Annotated in this window: 30 protein-coding genes and 1 tRNA gene; 21 read left to right on the top strand and 10 right to left on the bottom strand. The window is 33.5% G+C overall.

Translation table 11 applies throughout. From position 1 onward, the window contains the following. Positions 1 to 35 precede the first annotated feature (35 nt). The 8 genes from FLY87_RS09825 (at position 36) to glyA (ending at position 6077) form a co-directional block, all read left to right on the top strand. The gene (locus FLY87_RS09825) at positions 36 to 383 is read left to right on the top strand and encodes an alanine-zipper protein (RefSeq protein WP_012545139.1); all 348 of its coding nucleotides are present in this window, start codon (positions 36 to 38) and stop codon (positions 381 to 383) included. Between the two features lie 39 nt (positions 384 to 422). Continuing rightward, positions 423 to 1190 (top strand): sulfite exporter TauE/SafE family protein, encoded by a 768-nt coding sequence (locus FLY87_RS09820; RefSeq protein ID WP_141267082.1) that lies wholly within the window; start codon positions 423 to 425, stop codon positions 1188 to 1190. After that, the gene (locus FLY87_RS09815) at positions 1187 to 2152 is read left to right on the top strand and encodes an N-acetylmuramoyl-L-alanine amidase (protein ID WP_141267080.1); all 966 of its coding nucleotides are present in this window, start codon (positions 1187 to 1189) and stop codon (positions 2150 to 2152) included. Before FLY87_RS09820 ends, FLY87_RS09815 begins: the two co-directional genes overlap by 4 nt. Continuing rightward, positions 2145 to 2660 carry a GerMN domain-containing protein gene (locus FLY87_RS09810; RefSeq protein WP_012546501.1) on the top strand — a complete coding sequence of 172 codons (516 nt, stop codon included), beginning with the start codon at positions 2145 to 2147 and terminating at the stop codon, positions 2658 to 2660. Before FLY87_RS09815 ends, FLY87_RS09810 begins: the two co-directional genes overlap by 8 nt. Continuing rightward, the gene (gene murI, locus FLY87_RS09805; RefSeq protein ID WP_012545640.1) at positions 2660 to 3472 is read left to right on the top strand and encodes a glutamate racemase; all 813 of its coding nucleotides are present in this window, start codon (positions 2660 to 2662) and stop codon (positions 3470 to 3472) included. Before FLY87_RS09810 ends, murI begins: the two co-directional genes overlap by 1 nt. Further along, positions 3469 to 4179: a ribonuclease PH gene (gene rph / locus FLY87_RS09800; protein ID WP_012545252.1), complete on the top strand. Its 711-nt coding sequence runs from the start codon at positions 3469 to 3471 to the stop codon at positions 4177 to 4179. The genes murI and rph overlap by 4 nt, the downstream gene beginning before the upstream one ends. Positions 4180 to 4389: 210 nt before the next feature. Continuing rightward, positions 4390 to 4842 carry a ribose 5-phosphate isomerase B gene (gene rpiB, locus FLY87_RS09795; RefSeq protein WP_141267078.1) on the top strand — a complete coding sequence of 151 codons (453 nt, stop codon included), beginning with the start codon at positions 4390 to 4392 and terminating at the stop codon, positions 4840 to 4842. 2 nt (positions 4843 to 4844) lie between these two features. After that, complete coding sequence (glyA, locus tag FLY87_RS09790; RefSeq protein ID WP_181406034.1) at positions 4845 to 6077, top strand: serine hydroxymethyltransferase; 1233 nt, start codon at positions 4845 to 4847, stop codon at positions 6075 to 6077. Here the strand turns inward: glyA and tadA are convergent. Genes tadA through FLY87_RS09755 form a run of 7 tightly spaced genes read right to left on the bottom strand, consistent with a single transcriptional unit; the run spans position 6074 to position 9937 of the window. After that, positions 6074 to 6538, bottom strand: a complete 465-nt coding sequence (gene tadA / locus FLY87_RS09785) for a tRNA adenosine(34) deaminase TadA (RefSeq protein ID WP_012545402.1) — start codon at positions 6536 to 6538, stop codon at positions 6074 to 6076. The two genes, glyA and tadA, sit on opposite strands and share 4 nt — an antisense overlap. Beyond that, entirely contained in the window at positions 6505 to 7149 is a 645-nt protein-coding gene (gene hypB / locus FLY87_RS09780; protein WP_012545559.1) for a hydrogenase nickel incorporation protein HypB, read from the bottom strand. The genes tadA and hypB overlap by 34 nt, the downstream gene beginning before the upstream one ends. Further along, the gene (gene hypA, locus FLY87_RS09775; protein ID WP_012546565.1) at positions 7146 to 7496 is read right to left on the bottom strand and encodes a hydrogenase maturation nickel metallochaperone HypA; all 351 of its coding nucleotides are present in this window, start codon (positions 7494 to 7496) and stop codon (positions 7146 to 7148) included. Before hypA ends, hypB begins: the two co-directional genes overlap by 4 nt. Then, positions 7496 to 7813, bottom strand: coding sequence for a YtxH domain-containing protein (locus tag FLY87_RS09770; protein WP_012545864.1), 318 nt, complete (start codon positions 7811 to 7813; stop codon positions 7496 to 7498). The genes hypA and FLY87_RS09770 overlap by 1 nt, the downstream gene beginning before the upstream one ends. A 2-nt stretch (positions 7814 to 7815) precedes the next feature. Next, positions 7816 to 8223 (bottom strand): DUF948 domain-containing protein, encoded by a 408-nt coding sequence (locus FLY87_RS09765; protein ID WP_012546728.1) that lies wholly within the window; start codon positions 8221 to 8223, stop codon positions 7816 to 7818. A gap of 39 nt (positions 8224 to 8262) precedes the next feature. Continuing rightward, positions 8263 to 8838 (bottom strand): CDP-alcohol phosphatidyltransferase family protein, encoded by a 576-nt coding sequence (locus FLY87_RS09760; RefSeq protein ID WP_012545889.1) that lies wholly within the window; start codon positions 8836 to 8838, stop codon positions 8263 to 8265. 1 nt (position 8839) lies between these two features. Then, the gene (locus FLY87_RS09755) at positions 8840 to 9937 is read right to left on the bottom strand and encodes an inositol-3-phosphate synthase (RefSeq protein WP_012545936.1); all 1098 of its coding nucleotides are present in this window, start codon (positions 9935 to 9937) and stop codon (positions 8840 to 8842) included. Positions 9938 to 10524: 587 nt separating this feature from the next. Between FLY87_RS09755 and xerC the strand changes: the two genes are divergently transcribed. Genes xerC through FLY87_RS09720 form a run of 7 tightly spaced genes read left to right on the top strand, consistent with a single transcriptional unit; the run spans position 10525 to position 16085 of the window. Next, positions 10525 to 11430, top strand: a complete 906-nt coding sequence (gene xerC / locus FLY87_RS09750; RefSeq protein WP_012545085.1) for a tyrosine recombinase XerC — start codon at positions 10525 to 10527, stop codon at positions 11428 to 11430. Then, positions 11430 to 11963: an ATP-dependent protease subunit HslV gene (gene hslV, locus FLY87_RS09745; RefSeq protein WP_012546241.1), complete on the top strand. Its 534-nt coding sequence runs from the start codon at positions 11430 to 11432 to the stop codon at positions 11961 to 11963. Before xerC ends, hslV begins: the two co-directional genes overlap by 1 nt. Beyond that, positions 11963 to 13300 (top strand): ATP-dependent protease ATPase subunit HslU, encoded by a 1338-nt coding sequence (hslU, locus tag FLY87_RS09740; RefSeq protein WP_012546464.1) that lies wholly within the window; start codon positions 11963 to 11965, stop codon positions 13298 to 13300. The genes hslV and hslU overlap by 1 nt, the downstream gene beginning before the upstream one ends. Next, positions 13272 to 13988 carry a septal ring lytic transglycosylase RlpA family protein gene (locus FLY87_RS09735; protein WP_169720701.1) on the top strand — a complete coding sequence of 239 codons (717 nt, stop codon included), beginning with the start codon at positions 13272 to 13274 and terminating at the stop codon, positions 13986 to 13988. Before hslU ends, FLY87_RS09735 begins: the two co-directional genes overlap by 29 nt. Continuing rightward, a complete protein-coding gene (locus tag FLY87_RS09730; RefSeq protein WP_012545142.1) occupies positions 13978 to 14568 on the top strand; it encodes an FmdE family protein in 591 nt (196 codons plus the stop codon). The genes FLY87_RS09735 and FLY87_RS09730 overlap by 11 nt, the downstream gene beginning before the upstream one ends. Next, positions 14565 to 15734, top strand: coding sequence for a 23S rRNA (uracil(1939)-C(5))-methyltransferase RlmD (gene rlmD, locus FLY87_RS09725; RefSeq protein WP_038059068.1), 1170 nt, complete (start codon positions 14565 to 14567; stop codon positions 15732 to 15734). Before FLY87_RS09730 ends, rlmD begins: the two co-directional genes overlap by 4 nt. A 15-nt stretch (positions 15735 to 15749) precedes the next feature. Then, complete coding sequence (locus FLY87_RS09720; protein WP_028842381.1) at positions 15750 to 16085, top strand: cupin domain-containing protein; 336 nt, start codon at positions 15750 to 15752, stop codon at positions 16083 to 16085. A 254-nt stretch (positions 16086 to 16339) separates the two neighbouring features. Here the strand turns inward: FLY87_RS09720 and FLY87_RS09715 are convergent, their stop codons facing one another. Continuing rightward, a complete protein-coding gene (locus FLY87_RS09715; RefSeq protein WP_012546865.1) occupies positions 16340 to 17023 on the bottom strand; it encodes a response regulator in 684 nt (227 codons plus the stop codon). Next, positions 17020 to 18393: an ATP-binding protein gene (locus tag FLY87_RS09710; protein WP_028842380.1), complete on the bottom strand. Its 1374-nt coding sequence runs from the start codon at positions 18391 to 18393 to the stop codon at positions 17020 to 17022. The genes FLY87_RS09715 and FLY87_RS09710 overlap by 4 nt, the downstream gene beginning before the upstream one ends. Before the next feature lie 193 nt (positions 18394 to 18586). Between FLY87_RS09710 and xopAW the strand changes: the two genes are divergently transcribed. The 5 genes from xopAW to FLY87_RS09685 all read left to right on the top strand — a co-directional run bounded on the left by xopAW (position 18587) and on the right by FLY87_RS09685 (position 24045). Continuing rightward, a complete protein-coding gene (xopAW, locus tag FLY87_RS09705; RefSeq protein WP_141267074.1) occupies positions 18587 to 19291 on the top strand; it encodes an EF-hand domain-containing protein in 705 nt (234 codons plus the stop codon). A gap of 103 nt (positions 19292 to 19394) precedes the next feature. After that, complete coding sequence (locus FLY87_RS09700) at positions 19395 to 20849, top strand: efflux transporter outer membrane subunit (protein WP_141267072.1); 1455 nt, start codon at positions 19395 to 19397, stop codon at positions 20847 to 20849. Next, positions 20833 to 22131, top strand: a complete 1299-nt coding sequence (locus tag FLY87_RS09695) for an efflux RND transporter periplasmic adaptor subunit (protein WP_239639284.1) — start codon at positions 20833 to 20835, stop codon at positions 22129 to 22131. Before FLY87_RS09700 ends, FLY87_RS09695 begins: the two co-directional genes overlap by 17 nt. Continuing rightward, positions 22131 to 22838 carry an ABC transporter ATP-binding protein gene (locus FLY87_RS09690; protein WP_012546252.1) on the top strand — a complete coding sequence of 236 codons (708 nt, stop codon included), beginning with the start codon at positions 22131 to 22133 and terminating at the stop codon, positions 22836 to 22838. The genes FLY87_RS09695 and FLY87_RS09690 overlap by 1 nt, the downstream gene beginning before the upstream one ends. Position 22839: 1 nt before the next feature. Continuing rightward, positions 22840 to 24045: an ABC transporter permease gene (locus FLY87_RS09685; protein WP_141267070.1), complete on the top strand. Its 1206-nt coding sequence runs from the start codon at positions 22840 to 22842 to the stop codon at positions 24043 to 24045. Between the two features lie 246 nt (positions 24046 to 24291). Here the strand turns inward: FLY87_RS09685 and FLY87_RS09680 are convergent. Then, positions 24292 to 24363 (bottom strand) — tRNA-Val (locus tag FLY87_RS09680). Between the two features lie 346 nt (positions 24364 to 24709). Between FLY87_RS09680 and FLY87_RS09670 the strand changes: the two genes are divergently transcribed. After that, the gene (locus FLY87_RS09670; protein ID WP_012545837.1) at positions 24710 to 24925 is read left to right on the top strand and encodes a hypothetical protein; all 216 of its coding nucleotides are present in this window, start codon (positions 24710 to 24712) and stop codon (positions 24923 to 24925) included. Positions 24926 to 24966 lie beyond the last annotated feature (41 nt).

Here is a 24966-nt window from a genome sequence, read left to right as displayed (position 1 = left end):
ATAAAAACAAAATTAAAATCTTGTGGAGGTGCACCATGAAAAGATTTTTAATTATTACAGGAGCAATTTTTGTTTTTCTCACTGGTTGCGCAACAAAAGAATATGTTAAAGAACAAACTGACCCTATCAATCAAAAACTTGAGAGAATTGAAAAACAACTTGAGAATATGAACAAAGATATTTCTTCTCTTAGAACAGACATCAAAGCTGTTAGCTCAAATGTAGAGTCTGTTAACTGGACAGCAAAGGAAGCATTAAAAAAATCCGAAGAAGCAGTTAAAGAATCTAAGGCTGCAGTAATGCAAGCACAGGATGCAGCAAGAAAAGCTCAGGCTGCAGCGGAAACTTCTAAAAAGGCTTTTGAACTACAACAGAAAAAGTAATTTGACATTTTAGATTGATAAATATTAAATTTTCTGATTATGAAAAGCCGATTTATTCATTCTCTATGGATTGGGCTTGTAGCAGGTTGTTTTGGCGGTCTTGTTGGGCTTGGTGGCGGTGTAGTCATGATTCCTCTTATGGTAGCTGTTCTCAAAATTACTCAACATAGAGCTCACGGAACAAGTCTATTTGCTCTTGTATTTACAGGAATTACAGGTGCAATTACATATGGAATGAAAGGCTCTGTTGATTTTATCGCATCTTTGATTCTCGCTGTCACAGCAATTTTTACAGCAAGAATAGGCGCTAAATTTGCACATAGTCTGCCAGAGTGGAAACTTAAAAGAGCTTTTGGTGCTTTTTTAATTTTCGCTGCCTTAATTTTAATAGCAAAACCTTACCTTGCTGAGTTATATCATTTTGAATTTGGAGTCACTGCAAAAATTATTACCCTTCTTGTAATAGGCATATTTGCAGGTTTTCTTGCTGGAATGATGGGTATAGGTGGTGGAACTGTTATGGTTCCAGCGCTTGTTCTTATATTAAACTATGGACAACATATAGCACAGGGAACATCTCTATTATGTATGGTTCCTGCAGGTGCTGTAGGTGCATATACACATCTGAAACTTGGAAATGTCATAAAAGAATTGCTTCCAGGATTGATTGTTGGAATAATTTTAGGAACATATATTGGCTCTAATATTGCACATGCTCTTGCAGATGCTTATCTAAGGGTTATATTTGCTTTTATTATTATATGGACAGGAATAAGATTCTTAAAAACACCAAATCCTGCTAAATGATAAAAAAAACAGTTTTTTTAATATTTTTAATCTTATCGGTCAATGTTAATGCACAAGATAATCTCCATAAAATAGTTATAAAATATGGGAAACATCAAGATTTTCATAGATTTGTTTTTATATGTGAGAAACCTGAGATTGCCTATTCAATAAATGTAAATTTATTAAAAGATGGAAAAATAAAGCTGAGTTTTATAAGCCCATTTGAAATTGAATTTGATGGAAAAATCTTATCAGCACAGGACAGTATAAAAGATTTAAAAATTTTAAAAGAAGATAAAAATCTTATTATCGGAACTTCAAACATTGATAGAATAAAAGTTTCAAGATATGAATCTCCTTCAAGGCTTGTTATAGATGCCTATTTAGAAGAAACAGCCCTTGAAGAAAAAACTAAAACTGTTTCAGTATTAATTGATCCAGGACACGGAGGAGAAGATTACGGTTTACAAGGGAAAGACAATAATGAAAAAAATATGGACTTGTATATCTCAAAAGAAATAGCATCAAGACTTGCACAAAAGGGTATAAAAACATCTCTAACAAGAGGGATTGATGAATATCTATCATTGAAAAAAAGATTAAAACTGGAAAACAAACTAAGTCCCTCTTTATTTCTGAGTATTCATTTATCAACCGGAGACTATTTTGTCATCTATACATCTCCTATAAAGAAAAATATATCAAAGGATGATCCTTCAAAAGTTTTCTTCACTGAAGATAACTTAGTAAAAAGTTTTACAAACAAATTAAAGGAGAAATTTTCAGAACCTCTTTATACTGAAAAATTGCCTGCAACTCTTTTGAAAGAAGCTTACACACCTGCATTGATGATTGAAATTCCTAAACGAGTTTTGTTTTCTGATAAAAACTATACAAACAAGCTTATAGATGTAATGGTTCAAGTAATTTTAGAAAATTTTAAATCAAAAATCAAACCGGAAAAGGCTAAAAATGAATAAAAAACTTATTATAGTTTCCTTCATATTGATAGCTATAATAGCAGGAATTATAATTTATTTTTCTTTCCTAAAATACGATAAAAAGGCATTTTCTGAAAAATTCAAAACTGAAGAAGCTATTGAAACCTTTAAAATATATATACCTTCTTCTACTTCTTTGGTAACAAAAGAAATATACTTACAAAAAGACGAATTAGAGTTAAAAAATCTTGAAAAAATTTTGGAAATTTTTTTAGTAGAGCTACCATCCCCCTTAAAAGAAACAAAAATTCTTGGAATATATAGAGATAAAGAAAACATAATTTATTTAGATTTATCAAAAAATTTTGCTGCACCTCAGAGTATGCGGGAAGAATATTTTGTAATTAAATCACTTTATAAAACTTTGAAAGAAAACTTCACATGGATAAAAGATATTAAGATTCTCATAGAGAGCAAAGAAATTGAAACTCTCTCAGGTCATATATCAATTGACTCATCTTTAAAGGAGGTAATGGAGGAAAGTTAATGAGAGAAAAACCTGTAGGCATTTTTGACTCCGGAGTTGGAGGATTAACTGTTTTAAAAGAAATAGCGAAATTGCTTCCTAATGAAGAATTGATCTATCTTGGAGACACAGCAAGAGTTCCTTATGGAATCCGTTCTGCTGAAACAGTTATTAAATATTCTATTGAATGTGCGAGTTTTCTTTTTAAAAAAGGAATTAAAATCCTTGTTGTAGCCTGCAATACATCTTCATCTGTAAGCCTTGAAGTTTTAAAAGAAAAGCTACCAATAGCTGTTATTGGTGTTATTGAACCAGGTGTCAGAGCAGCATTAAAAGCTACAAAAAATGGGAAAATCGGCATTATTGGAACAGAAGCAACTATTCAGAGTGGAGCCTATCCAAAAAAAATTAAATCAATAGAACCAGAAATAGAAGTCATTTCAAAAGCCTGCCCGTTATTTGTGCCATTAGTTGAAGAAGGAATTTTAGAAGGCAGTATTGCTGAACTAATAGTTGAAAGGTATCTAAAAGAATTAAAAAATAGCGGGATTGATACTTTAATTCTTGGATGCACACACTATCCTCTGCTGAAAAAGACTATTCAGAAATATATGGAAGGAATTCAACTTGTTGATTCTGCTGAAGAAATATCTCGTGAAGTAAAAGAAATGCTTTCTTATCAGGGACTTATAAATGAAAAAACAAATTCAGGAGGAAAAACATTCTATGTAACTGATTCTCCTGACAGATTTAAAAAAATTGGTGAAATATTTTTAGATTGTAAAATAGATAACATTTTTAAAGTTTCTCTTGAGGAGGGAAAAATTAAATGAGGCCAGATGGAAGAAAAAATGATGAACTTAGACCAATAAAAATTGAAAAAAACTTCATAAAAAATGCAGATGGGTCAGTTTTAATAGAACTTGGCAATACACGTGTAATATGTACAGCTTCAATAGAAAACAAAGTGCCTCCCTTTTTAAAGGACCAAAAAAAGGGATGGATCACAGCAGAATACGGTATGCTTCCTCGTTCAACTCCTGTTAGGATGCTTAGAGAATCAACATCAGGGAGAGTTGGGGGTAGAACACATGAAATTCAACGACTTATTGGAAGAACATTAAGAGCGGTTGTTGATCTTGAAAAACTCGGTGAAAGAACTATATGGATTGATTGCGATGTAATTGAAGCAGATGGTGGAACTCGTACAGCATCAATAACAGGAGGCTATATTGCATTAGTTGAAGCAGTAAAAAAAGCAATGAATGCTGGAATGATTACAGAAAATCCTATAAAAGACAGTATTGCAGCAATAAGTGTTGGCATTGTATTAGGAGAACCAAGACTTGACCTATGCTATGCAGAAGATTCCCAGGCAGAGGTTGATATGAATATAGTAATGACAGGTTCAGGAAAATTTATTGAAATTCAAGGAACAGCTGAGATTTACCCTTTTTCAAAAGAAAATTTACTTCAACTTTTATCTTTAGCAGAAAAAGGTATAAGGGAGATAATAAGGGTTATAAACAATCTTGATTGAGTATGTATCATGTATTAGTTTTACATTTTGATGATACATACATTTATCAAGAAAAATTATAGATGTTTATGGAGAACCGGATTTGATATGGAAAAACTGAAAAAAGTGAAAGATTAACCTTTCTATCATAGAGTGGATAACAACATTAAACATCAGAAAGTCTGCATAATTAATTTACTAAAATAATTCTAATTATATATAATACTCAACATGAAGATTGCAATTGGTGCTGATCATGCAGGTTTTGAATTAAAAGAACTAATTTCCCAAATTGTTGAAGATGCAGGGCATGAAGTTATTGATATGGGAACTGGTTCATCCTGTTCTGTTGATTATCCAGACTATGCAGAAGCAGTTGCACAGGCAGTATCTGATGAAAAAGCTGAAAGAGGCATTTTAATATGCGGCACAGGAATAGGAATGTCAATAGTTGCAAATAAATTTAAGAATGTAAGAGCAGCCTTATGTAATGACCTGTTTACTGCAAAAATGTCAAGACTTCATAATGATGCTAATATTCTTTGTATGGGCGCAAGAGTCATTGGAAAAGGACTTGCAATAGAGATAGTCAAAACATGGCTTAGCACACCCTTTGAAGCTGAAAGACATTTAAAAAGGGTTGAAAAAATAAATATTATAGAAAGGAAGGTTATTAATAAATGAAGATGAAATCTTTAAGAGAAGTGGATACTGAAATTTATTCTTTGATACTTCAAGAGAAGAAAAGAGAGACGAATAAAATTCTAATGATAGCCTCTGAAAACTATGCAAGTAGAGCTGTTATGGAAGCTCAGGGTTCACTATTTACCAATAAATATGCTGAAGGTTATCCTGGTAGAAGATATTATGGTGGTTGTGAGTATGCTGATAAAGTAGAAAGACTTGCCCAGGAAAGAGCAAAACAACTTTTTAATGTTGAACATGTAAATGTACAGCCACATTCTGGAACACAGGCAAATATGGCTGTTTATTTTGCAATGCTACAGCCAGGAGATACAATAATGGGAATGAGTCTAACTCATGGTGGACATTTATCACATGGCTCACCTGTCAACTTTACAGGCAAGTTATATAAAACTGTATTTTATGGAGTAAATAAAGAAACAGGCTATATTGACATGGATGAAGTAAGGAGACTTGCACAGGAACACAAACCCAAAATAATTATTACAGGAGCAAGTGCCTATCCAAGAACTATTGATTTTAAAGCATTTAGTGAGATAGCAAAAGAAGTTGGTGCTTATTTAATGGCAGACATTGCACATATTGCTGGCTTAATTGCAACAAGTATGCATCCAAGCCCTGTCCCTTACTCAGATTTTATTACTACCACAACCCATAAAACCCTTAGGGGTCCAAGAGGTGGTGTAGTAATGTGCAAAGCTCAGTATGCAAAAGCCATTGATAAAACAGTTTTCCCTGGGATTCAGGGTGGACCTCTTGTCCATGTAATAGCAGCTAAAGCTGTTGCCTTTAAAGAAGCGCTTTCAGAAGATTTCAAAGAATATCAAAAAAAAGTTATAAAAAATGCGAAAACACTCGCTGAAGCATTAAAAAAGAAAGGTTTTAAACTTGTATCTGATGGAACAGATAATCATCTCATGCTTGTTGACCTTACTAATTTTAATATAACAGGGAAGGAAGCAGAGGAAGCTCTTGACAAAGCTGGAATAACAGTTAATAAAAATACTATTCCCTTTGATACAAAACCTCCTACAGTTACATCTGGTATAAGAATTGGAACTCCTTCTGTAACAACTCGTGGAATGGGTGAAGAGGAGATGGAAAAAATTGCTGAAATAATTGAAAGGGTTATAAAGAATATCTCAAATGATTCAGTTATAAAAGATATGCAAAAAAAAGTTCAAGAACTCTGTAAGAAATTTCCAATCTATTAATCTTCTCTTAATTCTTTAAAAAATCTTTTTAAAATTACACGGCATTCTTCCTCAAGAATGCCGTTTGTTATTTCAACTTGATGATTAAGCCTTTTATCATTAAGAATATTATAAAGACTTACTACTGCTCCACCTTTTGGGTCATTACAACCATAAACCAATCTTTTTATTCTTGAATTAACTATAGCACCAGAGCACATTATACAAGGCTCTTTTGTTACATACAAAGTAGCATCTGTAAGTCTCCATGCACCAAGAATCCTTGCAGCTTCTCTTATTGCAAGTATTTCAGCATGAGCTGTTGGATCAAAAGTTGTCTCTTTAATATTATGAGCCTTTGATATTATTTCACCATTTACAACTATTAGAGCACCAACCGGAATCTCTCCTTTTTCGTATGCTTTCTCAGCTTCCTTAAGTGCTTCTTTCATGAAATATTCGTCATAAGCCAGTTGGTCCACTCATCAATTCCCTGCCCGGTTTTACATGATACTTCAAATATTTTTATTTTGGGATTTAAAAATTGAGCATCTTTTTTTATTTTATCCACGCTTACATCAAGTAAATCTTTAAGGTCAATTTTGTTAATAATTAATACAGAAGATTCCTGAAACATTAAAGGATACTTAAGGGGCTTATCATCTCCTTCAGTTAAACTTAATATCATCACTTTAACATCTTCACCAACTTTAAATTCCGCTGGACATACAAGATTACCCACATTTTCTATAAATAAAAGGTCCAAATCTTTTAAGGGTAAATCTTTTGCTGCATCAGCTATCATATTTGCATCAAGATGACATGCTCCTTCTGTGTTTATCTGAACTACAGGAACTCCGAGACGGTCAATTCTTTCAGCATCATTAGTTCCAGTTATGTCTCCCTCAATAACGCCTACTTTAACTTTGTCTTTGATAACACTGATTGTTTTTTCAAGAAGAGAAGTTTTTCCTGCTCCAGGAGAACTCATAAGATTTATTACATAAACTCCAGCTTCTTTAAACATTTTTTTGTTTTCTTCTGCTATTCTTTCATTTGCATCAAGAATTTTTGTTGTTAATTTAACTTTCATTGACTGACCTCCATTTCGGTAATATTAAGTTCTTTTCCAGAAATTATATTTACTGAAAAGCTTCCACAGCTTGGGCATTCAAAAATAAGATAGTTTTCATTACTTTCAAACTCTTTGCCGCAATCTTTACAGACTCCTCTAACAGGAATTTCTTCAATTATTAAATTCGCTTCCTTAGCAAGAGTGTCTTCTTTTAAAACATTAAATGCAAAAAGCAGGGCATCTGTCATGACTCCAGTTGCCCTGCCAACTATAACTTTTATTGAGTCTATTTTTGTATAACCGTTTTTAGAACATTCATCAGAAGCTATTCTAAGGAGTTCCGTAACAATGGACGCTTCATGCATTAAGCTTCTTGCTCCTTCTCTTTAGAGACTTCTTTTTCGTAAGCCTCTTTACCTGCCTCAACAGCTTTAGTAATAGCTGATTTTTTCTCTTCTAATGTTTCTTTGGCTTTATCAAGAGTTGATGAAATTTTTTCTTTAGCTTCTTTTATATAGCTTTCAGCTTTTTCTTTTACATCCTCTGCTGTTTCTTTAATCCTTGCTCTTGTTTCCTTTCCTGCTTGTGGAGCTAAAAGTAATGCTAAACCAGCACCTACTATTCCACCTAATAAAAATGAAATAAATACTGACTTTGCACTAAATCCTCTTTCCTCATCCATTTTTACTTACCTCCTTTCTTTATGTTTTCTAAAAAAACATTTGCTGCAACAGTTATGGCTGTTTTTAAAGCACTACTTTTTAGTGAAAGCGAGCTTTTTACTTTTTCAACAGTTGTGACAAGTTCAGATACAATAAAGTTTAATTTTTCCACAGTTTTTGAAAGTTCTCTTATTTTATAAGTTACTTCATTCACATCCTCAACTGACTCTCTAACTCCATGAATAACCTTTTCAGCTTCATTAATAGTAGGATCTAATTTTGTCTTTGTAACATTAAGAAACTCTTTAAAAGCATTAATACCTCTTCTTAACTCAATTGCTACAACAATAAGAAAAATTAAAGCAGCTATTAAACTGAGTGTGGCAAGAAAATAACCAATGCTTAAGATAATTATCCATGTCTCATTCATATAAGCCTCCTTCTTTAAAAAAGGATAACATTTTAAATCTTATTGATGCAAATTATTGAACTGTTTTTTGGCATGGAAAATTCTCTGAATTACAGTAGCCCAACTGAGAATTGTAAGAACTAATAATATCGGGAACAAAAGACCTGTTAAACACCCAAAGGCAAGAAAAATCAGCCGTTCAGGTCTCTCTATTATTCCCACATTACAGGATATTCCCAATCCTTCTGCCCTTGCTCTAACATAGGAAATCAAAAAAGAGGCTATCATACATAAAATTGTTAAATAAAGAGCAATATCATCATTGATATTAAAAAAGTGCCATGCTATACCAAGAAAAATAAATCCATCTGCAATTCTGTCAAGAGTTGAATCAAAAAGAGCTCCAAATTTTGTTGTCCTGCCATTAACCCTTGCAACTATTCCATCTATTAAATCAAATACACCACCTGCAAGGATAAGAATACCACCTAAAAAGAGATTGAAAGGGATTACAAAACCTGAAGAGGAAGTTATAATCATTCCGATAAAAGTAATAATATTTGGATTTACAGGAAAGGCTTTTGCTAAAGGTGAAAGGGGTTTATCTAAAAAATGGCTGAATTTCTCACTTAGCAAGTTATCTTTCCCTCTTGCCTTCTATAAACTCCTCCACCATATTTCTTGCCACTTCATCTGGATACTGAACTCTTGGATGCTTCATAAAATAGGCTGAAGGTGATATAAGTAATCCACCTATACCTCTATCAAGAGCTAATTTACAGCATCTTATAGCATCAATAACAACACCTGCGCTATTAGGAGAATCCTCTACAGAAAGTCTGAGTTCAAGATTAATTGGAATGTTTCCAAAAATTTCACCCTCTATTCTTAAAAAGCATACTTTGTTATCATTCATCCATGGAATATAATCAGAAGGACCTATATGAATATGATCAGCAGTAATATCATGAGAAATTTGACTTGTTACTGCTTCTGTTTTAGAAATCTTTTTTGAAGCAAGTCTGCTACGATTTAGCATATTGAGAAAATCAGTATTTCCACCTACATTAAGCTGATAAGTATTTGTTATCCTTACCCCTCTATCCATACAAAGTTTTGTAAGAACTCTATGAACAATTGTGGCACCAATTTGGCTTTTTATATCATCTCCTATTATTGGAATATTTTTTTCTTCAAATTTCTTTATCCATTCATCATTTGATGCTATAAAGACAGGAATACAGTTAATAAATGCAACTCCTGCATCAAGGGCAGCCTGAGCATAAAAGCGAGTTGCCTCTTCTGAGCCAACAGGAAGATAGCTAATCATTATTTCTGCACCTGATTTTTTTAGGATATCTACTACATCTACAGGTTTGGCATCGGATGGGATAAACCTCTTATCATCAGGGTAATCCCTCATATGTTCTGCAACTCCATCAAGTACAGGACCCATTGACACTCTGACAGAATAATCTGGCAGTTCTGAAAAAAATACTTTTGTGCAGTTAGGTTTAGCAAAGACAGCTTCTTTTAAAGGTTTATTTACTTTTCTTTTGTCTATATCAAAGGCAGCTACGATTTCTATATCTCCTGGTAGATATCCTCCAAGATTAAAATGCATTAAACCAGGAACCTGTTCTGGTGAATTATGCTTTTTATAATACTCAATTCCCTGGATGAGAGCACTTGCACAATTTCCTATACCAACAATAGCAAGCTTTATTTTCCCCATTAGCAACTCCTTGTTTTTTATCTGAAAAAATGCTAAAACAAAATTTTATAAACTAATAAATGCCTTTATGTCAAGCACTTTGATTTATTTTTAGTCAAATCAAAGTGTTATAAAATGGAGTCAAGTTACGATAATGATAGATTTTTTATATGAATTTGGAAGCTAAAATTAAAGAAAATGCTCCCAAACTCTGTCCAGAGTATAAACGAAGGAGAAGTGAAAGGTCTGCAAAGAATTTCCACCGTTCTGAGAAGAAGACTCATCGGCTTTGCTTAGGGTGGCAGCAAAACTGTCATTCCGAACCGAGCGAAGCGAGCCCTGAGCCGTAGGCGAAGGGTCTGCGAGGAATCTCCACTTTCCGGAATGGAATAGTAGTAGAGATTCCTCGCACCCATTGAGGGTGCTCAGAATGACAGCGAAAGGCTGAAAAGGAGCAATGCCCTCGGAAAAACCCTTTCGGGACAGATTACAAGGGGTTTTAATCTCCTCTCGGAATTACAGTTAGTGATTAAAGAACCTTTGTAATTTCAAAATAAATTTCTCTTGTTGATTAAATTTAGCTATTGATTTTACAATATTTTTTGAGCATGACAAATACTCAATTTTATATAACCAATTTTTTAAATCACATAAAGCTCCAGAAAGGGGATTCTTCTCATACTCTTAGAGCATATAAAAATGATCTGGAAGAGTTTTTCAATTTTGCTAAAGTTGAGCCTGAAAAAGTTGAGCCTATAGTTATCAGAGGGTTTATTTCAGAGCAAATCCTAAAAGGCAAATCAAAAACAACAGTAGCGAGAAAACTTTCCACTTTAAGGTCTTTTTTTTCCTATCTTTATTCAGAAGGATTTATAAAAATCAATCCTGCAAGAGTAGTGTCTTCTGTGAAGATAAAAAGAGCCCTACCCAAATTTCTTACTGTTGATGATGCTTTTAAACTTGTGGAAGCACCTTCTGAAGATAAATTTACTGTTCAAAGAGACAAAGCAATTCTTGAACTTTTTTATAGCAGTGGTATTAGAGTAAGTGAACTTTGCGGATTAAATCTTGAAGATTTAGATTTAAAGGAAGGACTAATAAAAGTAAGAGGAAAGGGTAAAAAAGAAAGAATTGTTCCAGTAGGGCAAAAAGCAAAGGAAGCTTTAAAGAAATATCTTGCCATAAGGCAAATACTCAGGATTAAAAAAAAGCTTTCCTTAGATGAAACTCCTCTGTTTATAAATAATAGAGGTCAGAGAATTTCTGATAGACAGGTAAGAAGGATTGTTGAAAAATATGCAAAATTTATAGGAGTTCTTGAGAAAATAGGCCCTCACACTCTCAGACACACCTTTGCAAGTCATCTTCTTATGGAAGGAGCTGATTTGAGAGTTATTCAGGAACTGCTCGGACATGCATCTCTTTCAACAACTCAAATTTACACACATGTTGATTTAAAACATTTAATAGAAGTTTATGATAAATCTCACCCACTTTCAAAGGAGGATGAATAATGGATTTTCATGGTACAACTGTTTTATGCGTAAAAAGAAATGATTCAGTGATAATAGCCTCTGATGGGCAGGTTACAATGGGAAATACAGTTCTTAAACATAACGCAAAAAAAATAAGAAAACTTTATAATGGTCAAGTGCTTACAGGTTTTGCTGGTTCTACAGCAGATGCTTTTACACTTTTTGAAAGATTTGAAGGAAAACTTGAAACTTACAAAGGGAATCTATTAAGAGCTGCTGTTGAACTTGCCAAAGACTGGAGAACTGACAAAATTTTAAGAAGACTTGAAGCATTGCTGATTGTTGCAGATAAAGAACATATTTTAATTATTTCTGGAAATGGTGATGTTATTGAACCTGAAGACCAGGTTGCTGCAATAGGTTCAGGAGGACCTTTTGCCTTTGCAGCAGCAAAAGCATTATATGATAATACTGAACTTCCAGCAAAAGAAATCGCTATAAAAGCAATGGAAATAGCATCAAAAATATGTATCTACACAAATAACATAATAATTACGGAGGAATTAAGCTGATGGAAAATCTTACTCCCAAGAAAATTGTTGAAGAACTTGATAAATTCATCATAGGTCAAGAAAGTGCTAAAAAAGCTGTTGCAATAGCTTTAAGAAACAGATTTCGTAGACAACTTCTTCCAAAGGAACTAAGAGATGAGATACTTCCCAAGAATATATTAATGATAGGTCCGACAGGAGTTGGAAAAACAGAAATCGCAAGAAGGCTTGCAAGACTTGTAAATGCACCTTTTGTCAAGGTTGAAGCATCAAAATTTACAGAAGTGGGATATGTGGGCAGGGATGTAGAATCCATAATAAGAGACCTTACAGAAGTTGCAATGAATATGGTTAAACAGGAACATACTGAAAGAGTTCAGGAAAAGGCAAGACAGCTTGCTGAAGAAAGAGTTCTTGACATACTTCTACCTCAACCAAGATATACAAGGGATATGAATGAAGCAGAGGAAAGAACACGATATAAAGAAACAAGAGAGAAACTCAGAAAACAACTCAGAGAAGGCATACTTGATGAAAGATACATTGAGATTGATTTAAAGGAAAAAGTTGTGCCTTTTGGCATTATCTCTAATGTAGCAATGGAAGAAATAGAGATAAATCTTAAAGAAATGCTTGGAAGTTTTTTGCCAGAAAAAGTAAAAAGAAAAAAAGTAAAAATTCCAGAGGCTATTCAGTTATTTACACAAGAAGAAGCAAATAAATTGATTGATATGGAAAAGGTAACAAAAGAAGCCATTGAGAGAGTAGAGCAAACAGGAATTGTTTTCATAGATGAGATTGATAAAATTGCATCTCGTGGTAGTTCCTACGGACCTGATGTATCTCGTGAAGGAGTTCAAAGAGACTTACTTCCAATTGTAGAGGGTTCAACTGTTACAACAAAGTATGGTCCTGTAAAAACAGACCATATTCTTTTTATTGCTGCAGGAGCTTTCCATGTGGCAAAACCTTCTGATTTGATACCTGAGCTTCAGGGTAGATTTCCTATTAGAGTTGAACTTAATTCTCTTGGCAAGGAAGAATTTGTAAGAATTCTTACAGAACCTGACAATGCACTCATAAAGCAGTATATTGCTCTTTTAGCAACAGAAGATGTTTATCTTGAGTTCACACAGGATGGAATAGAAGAGATTGCGGATATATCTCAACAGGTAAATGAAAAAACAGAAAACATTGGTGCAAGAAGGCTACACACAGTAATGGAAAAACTTCTTGAAGACATCTCATTTAATGCTTCAGAGTTAAAGGGGCAGAAAATAACAATTGATGCTAAGTTTGTAAGAGAAAAATTGAGCGAAATAATAAAAAGTGAAGACCTTAGCAGATACATTCTTTAGACTTGAGGCTAAAGGTGTAAGGCTTAAGATAATTAGCTTATGTATGTTGCTGATAATTTCCTGTGCTCCTGTAAAAAAACCTCCTTCAGTTGAATATGCTCCGACAGAAGCACGGAAAGGTGTTGCTTCATGGTATGGACCCGATTTTCATGGAAGACCAACAGCCTCAGGAGAAATTTACAACATGTATGATTACACGTGTGCTCACAGAGAATATCCTTTTGGAACCAAACTAAAAGTTGTGAATCTTCAAAATGGTAAGAATGTTACATGCACAGTAAATGACAGAGGACCATTTGTCCCAGGAAGAGACCTTGATTTATCATATGCCTCAGCAAAAAAGATTGATTTAATAGGTCCAGGAACAGCAGAGGTTTTAATGGAACCAATTGGAAGGGATATGAATTATGTAAAATATGTAAGATATACTCCTCTATCTGGAGCATTAACAATACAGGTAGGTGCTTTTAAAGAAATTGACAATGCATTACGATTAAAACAAGCTTTAAGTTTTAAATATCAGAATGTTTACATAAATAAATCAAATATAAAAGGAGAGATTTTTTACAGAGTTAGAGTTGGAAAGTTTACAAACTATGACGAAGCCTTCAATTTAGCTAAATCAATGGGACAGGAAGGATACAAAGTAATAATTACAAATTTTGTTGGAGGGAAAGATGAAATTTAGTTTTGAAGATGTCATAAAGTTTCATGGTCATAGTTGTCCTGGTCTTGCACTTGGTTATAAAGTTGCAGTAACAGCGATTGAAGAACTCGGATTGAATGAAAGAGCTCATGATGAAGAACTTGTATGTATTGTTGAAAATGACTCATGTGCTGTAGATGCTATTCAGGTGATCACAGGATGCACCTTTGGCAAGGGAAATTTGATATTCAGGGATTATGGTAAACAGGTATACACATTTTTTAATAGAAAAGACAATAAAGTAGTAAGACTTTCAGTTGACTTTGAGTTTAAAGAATCTGAGAAAGAAAAAACACTGTGGCAAAGATTTATGCAAGGAGATAGATCACGAGAGATTGTTGAATTTATAGAAAAAAGAAAGGCTCAAAAAATAAACCAGATATTAAAAGCTAAAAAAGATGAAATTTTAAAGATAACCTATCCCCAAATAATACCACCAAAAGAAGCAAGAATATTTAAAAGTCTCAAATGTGAAAACTGCGGAGAAAAAGTAGCAGAAGTAAAAGCACGTTTACTAAAAGGTAAAATACTATGCATTCCTTGTTTTGAGGAACTTCTATGAGTGAAATTGAAATTACCCTTACAGGAATTGCCCATCTTGGTGAGGCTATTGGGAAACATAATGGTAAAGTAGTCTTTGTGCCATATGCTATCCCTGGTGAAACGGTTAAAGCAAAAATAATAAAAGACGAAAAAGATTACTGCAGAGCAGAAATATTAGATATTATTGAGCCTTCCTTTTTTAGAGAAAATCCCCCTTGTAAATTATTTGGTATTTGTGGTGGATGCAGCTTTCAACATGTTGCATATAGTTATCAAATAAAGCTCAAAGAAATAGTTGTTATGGAGCAACTAAAAAGAATTGGAGGTTTTGAAAATCCTGAAGACTTTACAAATCTTACCTTAAAAGCTGAAAGCCCTTATAACTATCGTAACAGAGCAGATTTTTCAATAAACAGACAAAATCTTTTAGGATTTAAAATCAGAGGTACTCATAAATTTCTTCATGTAGAATGCTGTCACATAATGCATGATAAGATAAATAAAATGCTTTCACTTCTTCAAGGCAAAAAGCCAAAAAGAAAAAGCCACAACATAACAATAAGATACGGGATAAATACAGGCACATGGCTAATTCAACCAGAAATGGATACAGTAGAAATAGAAACAGGTCAAAAATTTTATTATGAAAGACTTCTTGGAAAAGATTTTATAATATCTGCACCTTCATTTTTTCAGGTTAATACTTATCAGGCAGAAAAACTAATTCAAACTGTCTTAAACTACATAACACAAGAAGATAAAACAGTTATAGATGCCTATGCAGGAGTAGGAACATTTACAGTATTTTTAGCTCAAAAAGCAGAAAAGGTAATTGCAATTGAAGAAAGCCGCTCTGCATACAAAGATGCGCAGATAAATATAAAAAATTTTGATAACATCACCTATTTATGCAAAAAAACAGAAGAAGCGCTTTTTGAATCAAAAATAAATGGTGATGCAATAGTCATTGACCCACCAAGAGTAGGCTGTATGAAAGAAGTTTTGCAGGCAATAGCAGAAAAAAAGATTAAAAAAGTAATTTATGTTTCCTGTGAGCCTTCAACGCTTGCAAGAGACTTAAAATATCTAAAGGAAATGGGATATAAACTCAAAGAAATTCAACCTGTTGATATGTTTCCCCAGACATATCATATTGAAAATGTAGCTTTAATGATACTTGAATAAAAAAGGAGGGCAAAAATGGCATTAAAAATCAATTTAAACGAAGTTCAGATGAAACCACATCCTAAATTTGAAGGAGTAAAGGTTGGTTATGTTATTACAAAAGAAAAACATCCTGAATTAAGTATTATAATTCTTGAGCTTGACTCAGGAGTTGAAATCCCTTTACATACTCATGAAAAAGAAGTTGACAGCATATTTATAATTGAAGGTGAAGGAGAAATGTATATGGGAGACAACTGGCAAACAGTAAAAAAAGATGATATTATAGCCATCGCAAGCAAAGAACTTCATGGATTAAAAGCAAAAAAACCTCTGAAATGTTATGTAGTTCATGCCCCGGCTTTATGGTAAAAACTATGGAAACTTGAAAATTTGTAAGATAACATCTTTAATTTTTCAAAAAGTCCTGAATTACCATATTACTACATCTTTTTTTCTCACTTTAAATAATACTTACAGCTTACAATATTCTGAGGCGGAGGGGATTTATCGCTCCGTTCTGAATGATAGAAAAGGAAGACAAGAAATAACAGATAAAGATAAATGAAAAATATCAGACTTGTAGTTTATTAATTTACAAGAAATTATTTGAGCAGTCTTATATATTATTGAAAAAGTTCAAATTTATAGCCTGCACCGTATACAGAATATATCACTTCTTTTTCAGGACTTATTTCTTTAATTTTTTTCCGTAACTTTTTTATATGACTATCAATTGTTCTGTCACTTACAATTCTGTTATCGGGGTACATTATATCCATAAGTTGACTGCGAGTAAAAACTCTACCAGGATTAGAAATAAGAATTTTTAAGAGCCTAAATTCAACAGTTGTAAGATGAAGTTCTTGACCATTAAGAAAGGCTTTTAAACTATTCTCATCAAGGTAAAACCCTGAAGGAAAGCTGATTGCTTTGTCATCTTTAAAATTCATACGGCGGAATATAGCTTTTACTCTTGCAATTAATTCTCTCGGACTGAAAGGCTTACATATATAATCATCAGCACCTAATTCAAGACCAACAATTCTATCCACTTCCTCAATTCTTGCTGTTACCATAATAATAGGGATAGTAGAAAATGAACGTATTTCCCTGCATATTTCAAATCCGTCTTTGTTAGGAAGCATGACATCAAGAATAATCAGATCAGGGCAGTTTTCCTTTGTCCATTGTATAACTCTTGCACCATCATCAAGCCAAAAAGCTTCAAATCCTGAGGCTTTTAAATAGTCTATTAAAAGATTTGCAAGCTTAGGCTCATCTTCTACAACTAAGATTTTCTTTTTCATAGTTCATTCTGAGGCAGTATTATTTTTATTAAAACTCCACCCATAGAGGAAGGAAAAGCTGAAATTGTTCCACCATGTGCCTCAACAATATTTTTACAGATAGCAAGACCAAGTCCAGAACCCCCTGTTTTTCTACTGCGGGAGGTTTCTACTCTATAAAATCTTTCAAAAATTTTATTCAATTCTTCTTCACGTATTCCTGGTTCAGAATCCTCAAATTCAATAGTTGTCTGTTTTTTATCTGAAACTAGACGGATTATCAATTGCCCTCCAGAATTTGTATATTTTAAAGAGTTATCAAATAAATTGGATAAAAGTTGTTGCATTCTTTCTTTATCAGCATATATATTGACAGGCTCTTGCGCTACCTCTATTCTTATTTTAATATTCTTTTTGTTGAACTCTTGGAAATAAGTTTGCACAGACTTTATAAGTAAATTTTTCAAATCAATCTTTTCTTTATGGTAATTTAATGTTCCAATATCTGAAATGGCAAGTTGATAAAGGTCTTCTACAAGTCTGTTAAGTCTTAAAATTTCGTTATGGATTGAGTTAATAGTTTCAAGATTAAGGGGTCTGATACCGTCTATTATAGCTTCCACTTCTCCTCTTAGAATGGTTACAGGAGTTCTTATTTCATGAGAAATATCAGCTATCCATTGTCTTCTCGCCTTTTCATTCTTTTCAAGTGCCAGAGCCATCTCATTAAAATTTTTGGCTAATTTTCCTATCTCATCAGCAGAGGATACAGAAACTCTTGCAGAGTAATTGCCTGCAGTAATCTTATTTGTCGCTTTAGCCATTTCCTTTAAAGGATATATCAAATATTTAGAAATAGATATTGAAAATATTCCTACAAATAATAATACAGAGGCAACTATAATCAATAAAGCGGTTTTTTGTTTTTTTAGAAAATCTATTTGAGGTGGCGATAAAAAATGCTTTGGTGATCTTATCCCTATATAACCAATTATTTCCTGTTCATAAAAAATTGGCTTGCATTTCAAATTTTTAATGTCAGAACTATCTCCAACGACAGGATTTTTATCCATATCTAAGACCACAAAAGGGGGAAACGGAAGATGAGGACGTGGAGGAAATTGCAGAGATGGCTGGTTATTGTTGATATTCTCTAAAAGTTGATAAAACATTTCAGGGCTATCTTTTAGAAATTGCCAGTTTTTGCTTTGAGCATATAGAGTTGAAAGTCTCATTCCTAATTGCTCAAGCCTGCTTTGTTCAATTTGATTTAAATATTCAAAAAAACCGTAATTAATACTCCAATAGACAAAAAAGAAAACTGATAAAAGAGCCATTGCCGTTGCACCAAAGATTGAAAGAAATAATTTCTGTCTTAAAGAAAGCTTCATAGTCTTATTTTACAACCAAAATATTATTAAATGTTTATTTTCAAAATATTTCCTTATTTTATTCACATTTTTTACACAGACAGAGGCGATATTTCTATATAGAGATAAATAAAAAACAGGAGGTGATGTATTATGAGGGTTTAAAGTAAGGTAAAAAAATTTTTGAATAGAAAAATTAACAAGGAGGGACAAAATGGAAATCAATTTAAGCAATATAGGAAATTATGCCTATATTATGAATTCGCAATCAAGGCAGAAAAGTTTTGATGGATTGTTTTCTAAAATTGACACTAATTCTGACAACACAGTTGATGAAACAGAACTTTCTTCATTCTTAGAAGATATTTCAACTATTTCGGGTAAATCATTTGATATCAAGGATATTCTTTCAACTTATGATGCAGATGAAAATGGCTCATTAAGCAAAGATGAACTTCAGAGTTTTATGAAGGAAAATGTCCCACCACCTCCACATATGAAGCAAAGAGAAGATATTTTCAGTAAAATAGATACCAATGGGGATGACAGCATTGATGAAACTGAGTTTGAAGAATTTACAAGTAAGATGTCTGAAATTACGGGTAAATCCACGGATACAGATTCCTTCTCTCTTTATGACACAGATGGAGATGGAGTATTAAGTAAAGATGAATTGAACAATTTTATGAAAGAAAATTTTCAGCCACCACCGCCACCAAATAATATGAACTCAGCTGCCTCTGCTTACTCTTCAATAAATGAAAGTAACCAGATTAGTTCTGCGATTGATTCATTAATCAATCAGTTAAGTAGCAATGGCTCTGATTCCTCCTTTAGTTCTACATTGTTAAAGCTATTTTCTACCTGGAATTCACAACGGGAAAGCGGATATAGCAATTTGCTAAACATTGAGGTATAACCTAATGCAGAGAGGGAAGGTAGCAGTATAATCCCTCTCTGCATTTTGTAAAATTCATATTTATTTCAAATTTGTTTCAAATTTTTATGTCATATTTTAATCTATGATATTTTTCAGAGATTCCTTTACTTTCAAGATAATTTTTATCCTTTGCTATTTTTTTATTTTCCTTTTACTTTATGGCTGTTTACCAATGGAGAAAAACCATATTAGTCCTGAGATTTCATTTTCTAATGAATGGAATAATAATAAAATGATTGATATGCAAATTAACAATGATACAGAAAATTTAGCTAAATGGTGGGAAACTTTTAATGACAAAACATTATCTCAACTCATTGAAATTGCTATAAAAAATAATCTTGATCTTAAGCAGGCTCAGGCAAGAATAAAAGAAGCAAAAGCCAGAAGAGAAGTTGCAGGAGCTAAGTTATTGCCATCAATTGATGCAAAAAGTTCAACCAGTTACAGTAAAACAAGAGGGACCAAGATAGAGGATAATACAGTAGAACATCTTTACTCAGCAGGTATTGATGCAAGCTGGGAGGCTGATATTTTTGGAGGAAAAAGAAAATCACTGGAAGCATATCAGGCAGAATTTGAAGCTTCTCAATGGGATTTAAAAGCGACAATTGTTTCATTAATCTCTGAAGTAGCACTAAATTATATAGAGTTAAAAACATACCAGAATAGGCTTGAGATAGCTGAAAAAAATCTAAGTTCCCAAACTGAGACTTACAATTTAACAAAGTGGAAATATATGGCTGGTCTTAATAATGCCATAGATGTTATGCAGGCTGAATATTCAATGGAAACCACAAGAGCTCAGATTCCCTCTTTGCGAATAGCTATAGAGGAAAAAATTAATACAATAGCAGTTTTACTTGGAAAACAACCTCAACAAATAAGTGAAGAATTGAGAAAGTCAGATACAAAACCCCTAATCCCTGAAAAAATTTCTTTAAGAATTCCTGCAGATGTTTTAAAAATGAGACCAGACATAAGAAAAGCTGAAAGACAGCTTGCTGCACAAGCTGCAAGAGTGGATGAAGCCATAGCTGGATTTTATCCTAAATTTACTCTGAGCGGTTCATTTGGGATAGAAGCTCTTTCTCTGAATTCACTTGTAAAAGCTGCTACTAAAATTATAACAGGTGATTTTCTGATAAGCCTTCCAATTTTTCATGCTGATGAAATACGACAGAATGTAGAGATTCAAACAGCACTGCAGGAACAGGCTTTACTTAATTATGAAGCGACGGTTTTAAATGCTATAAAAGAAGTTGAAAATGCCCTTGTTGCTTATGCTGAGGAACAAAAAAGAAAGCAGGCACTGGAAAAAGCAGTTGAAGCATCACAGTTGAGCTTTGCATCGGCATTGCAGAAATATGAAGTAGGATTGACTGATTTTAGCACAGTTCTTGAAACACAAAGGTCTCTTTTAAATCTTCAAGATCAGCTGGAACAAAGCAAAGGAAATATTTTTATCTATTTGATAAAACTTTATAAAGCATTCGGGGGAGGATGGGAAAGTTTTGCCAATGAAGAAGAAAATTAAGGAGGAAACTGTGGAGGCAAATAAGGAAAAAAAATTAAACATAGAAAAAATCAAGCAAATAGGAGGAACTTTCATAGGCAAGAAAACCATGCTCATGATAGCAGGGATAATTATTCTTGTATTGATTATAATGGTAGTTTTATTTTCCAGAGATTCATCCGCCATAAAATATAAAACCGAAGAGATAAAGAAAGGGAATTTAACAGTAATGGTTACAGCTACAGGAACACTTGAAGCGAAAAAAACAGTGACTGTGGGAAGTGAACTGTCAGGAATTATAAAAACAGTATATGTTACTTATAATGACAGAGTAAAGGCAGGACAGATTCTTGCAAAGATTGATACATCAAAATTGGAAGCACAACTCGCTCAGGCTGAAGCTTCCCTTGAATCTGCCAAAGCAAAGCAATTACAGGCACAGGCAACAGTGGATGAAGCTCTGTTAAAACTTAAACAGCTTCAGAAGGTTAAGGAATTGAGTGGAGGCAAAATGCCATCTCAAACAGAGATGGATTCAGCAGAGGCTTCTTACAGAAGAGCTCTGGCAGAACTTGCATCAGCAAAGGCTTCTATAATGGAAGCACAGGCAAAAATAAAAGAGTATAAAACAGAGATATCAAAATCTTTTATACGGTCACCAATTAGAGGGATAGTACTCAAAAGAAATGTTGAGCCTGGTCAGACCGTGGCAGCAACTCTTGAAGCACCTGAACTCTTTACAATTGCTGAAGATTTAACAAAGATGGAACTACATCTTAATATAGATGAAGCTGATGTTGGCAAAATAAAAGAGGGACAAAGGGCAACTTTTAAAGTTGATGCATATCCAGAACAAACCTTTGATGGGAAAGTTATTCAGGTAAGATATGCATCAAAAACTGTATCAAATGTAGTGACCTATACAGTCATTCTTGAAGTCAGCAATCCAGAACTTCTATTAAGACTCGGTATGACAGCCACTGCCGATATTCTGGTAAAGGAAATTAAAGATACTCTCTTAATTCCTTCATCTGCTCTGAAATTTACTCCTTATACTGAAAACCAAGAGAAATCCGAAAATGGATTTATTAGTAAACTATTACCAGGACCACCTCGCTCTATTACTCAGAAACAAGAAAGTTTCTCCAAGACAGAGAAAAAAATATGGATTTTAAAAGATGGGAAAGCCTATCCTGTTATTCTTACTATAGGCGAGACAAGCAATGGCTGGACTCAGGTAATAAGCGGTGATATAAAGTCTGGAATGAAGGTAATAGTAGAGGCTGTTACTAAGGGTAAATAATGAACAATTTTTCTGAGTACTTAATAGAACTTACAGGAATAAAAAAAAATTATGGCAAACCTCCCGCTCTTATTCAGGCACTCAGAGGAATAGACCTCAAGGTAAGAGAGGGAGAATTTGTTGCCATAATGGGACCAAGTGGATCAGGAAAAACAACCTGTCTTAGCATAATAGGCTTGCTTGACACTCCCACTGAAGGGAAATACTTTTTCAATGGAGTTGAGATAGGAGAACTTAATCGTTTACAACGCGCTTTGTTAAGAAGATATTATATTGGTTTTGTATTCCAAAGCTTTAATTTATTGAAACGAGCAACAGCTCTGGAAAATGTGGAACTCCCATTGATTTATCATGGAATTTCTACAAAAGAAAGAAAACATCGTGCGCTGAAAGCTTTAGAAATTGTAGGATTAAAGGGAAGAGAAAGCCATACTCCAGGTGAACTTTCTGGTGGACAGCAGCAGAGAGTAGCAATTGCACGTGCGCTTGTAACAAATCCTTCTGCAATACTTGCAGACGAACCAACAGGAAATCTTGATACAGCCATGAGTCAGGAAATAATGAATTTGTTAACAACGCTTAATCAAACTCAAGGTATAACAATAATAATGATTACTCATGAGCCAGATATAGCATCATATGCAGAGAGAATAATAAATTTCAGGGATGGTCTTATTGTGTCAGAGACTATTAACAGGAGACAATAAAATGCTATGGAACATGATTAATGTTGCATTAAGAGAAATAAAAAGAAATCTTTTAAGGTCAATCCTAACAGTGCTTGGTATTGTAATTGGTGTATCTTCTGTCATAACAATGGTGACAGTTGGTAATGGAGCTACAGAACAGGTAAAACAGCAGATTGCCAGCATGGGAAGCAATATATTAATGATAACACCAGGGAAAAGATTCGGTCCTGGGCAAGCAGGTGGAACAATTCAGTTTAAAGAATTAGACATACAAGCAATAAAGAATGAAATCTTATCAGTTGAAAATGTTACTCCAGTTACAAATGATTCTTTAATAGCTGTATATGGCAATCAAAACTGGACAACGCAGGTTACAGGAACAGACAACAACTATTTCAAGGTTTCAAACAGAATCATTAAAGAGGGAAGACTTTTCAGTGATAGTGAAATTAGGAGTGGAACATCAGTTTGCATAATTGGAGAAACTGTTAAAACAAAACTTTTTGGAGGGCAGAATGCACTGGGAGAAAGAATTCGGATTGGGAAACTCTCCTGCGAAGTCATTGGGCTACTTGAGGCGAAAGGACAGTCAGCAATGGGAACTGATCAGGATGATATTATTATTATCCCCCTAAGAACTTTTCAGAGACGGATATCAGGTAGTCAGGATATAGCAATGATAATGGTCTCAATAAAAAAGGATATCTCCACAGAAAAAGCTCAGCAGGATATAAGAGAACTAATGAGAGAAAGAAGACATCTTTCTCAAAATGAAGATGACAACTTTACAATTATGGACATGAAGGAAATATCAAAAATGCTTACCGAAACTACAAGACTTCTAACAGCTTTACTTGGAGCTGTGGCTGCTGTAAGTCTTCTTGTAGGTGGCATAGGCATAATGAATATCATGCTTGTCTCTGTAACTGAAAGAACAAGAGAAATAGGCATAAGGCTTGCAATTGGAGCAATTGAAAGAGATATTCTTATACAATTTCTGGTGGAAGCAACAGTTTTATCATCTTCAGGTGGATTGTTAGGAATTTTTATTGCTTTAATAGCATCTTTTTTAGTGTGCAATTTTATACAAGTTCCATTTAATTTTAATGTTGGAATAAATTTAATATCTTTCCTTTTTTCAGCATTTGTGGGAATAGTATTTGGCTTTTTCCCGGCCAAAAAAGCAGCAAGGCTTGATCCTATGATAGCACTAAGGAATGAGTAAAATTGTAAAAAAACTTTTTAGTATTCTTAATTAAAAAACTAAGCTTACTTACAATATTAGAAATTGAGATGAGAACTACCAGAAAAATATTCAAACATAAAAAAACAAGCAAAACAACTAATCATTCCAGTCATCTTATCCTGTTCATCAAAAACAACCAGTATTTATCTTTAAATTCATAAAAATAATGATCAATGGAGGTTTTCAGGAGTGTGTCACTTGATGGAAAGCCTTGACAATTCTGGATGGGCGATGAGGGATTTGAACCCACGACCTCTTCCGTGTGAAGGAAGCGCTCTCCCCCTGAGCTAATCGCCCGAACTTTTTGAAATATAACTATTTTTATCCTTCCATGTCAATTCATAAGTAAAAATTTATGGTTGCAATGGCTTGAAATACTTTTATTACAATTGCTATTATAAAATATATTCGTTGACTATACAGTCCTGAAATCTCAAACAGGGATTGAACACGAATTCAATAATCTTGATTTCTTTAAGTTTTTTAATGTAATTTTTATATCTTTTGTTCCTTGAAAATTTTGTTTCTCAAAATGGTATTTTAGAAGCAGAGGAAATCCGCCTGCTGGGACATCCTCTGCTTTCAAGGGCGGAATAAAAATAACCCAGCCTACAGGCTTAAATGCCTGAGTTAGGAGGGATTTATGCATGAAAGCCCCAAAATATCCATTGATATGGCTACTCTGATTGCATACCTTCCTGAAATTGTAAAGTGTCTTCATTCACCATCTGAAGATTTTCAAAATTGTCAGACATGCCAATTCAAACAGGAATGTATGATTATTTCGGCAGTAGGCTTTATGGTTACAAGATTTATAAATGGAGAAAAAGTAAATTTTGGTTCTGAGAAGTTGAATTAAAATAAGTAATAAAGGGGCTCGTTTGAGCCCCTATTTTTTAA

Source organism: Thermodesulfovibrio sp. Kuro-1, assembly GCF_006538445.1.
GTDB lineage: Bacteria > Nitrospirota > Thermodesulfovibrionia > Thermodesulfovibrionales > Thermodesulfovibrionaceae > Thermodesulfovibrio > Thermodesulfovibrio yellowstonii.
Note: the sequence above shows the minus strand (reverse complement) of the source record. Positions and strands in the feature narration are given on the sequence as shown.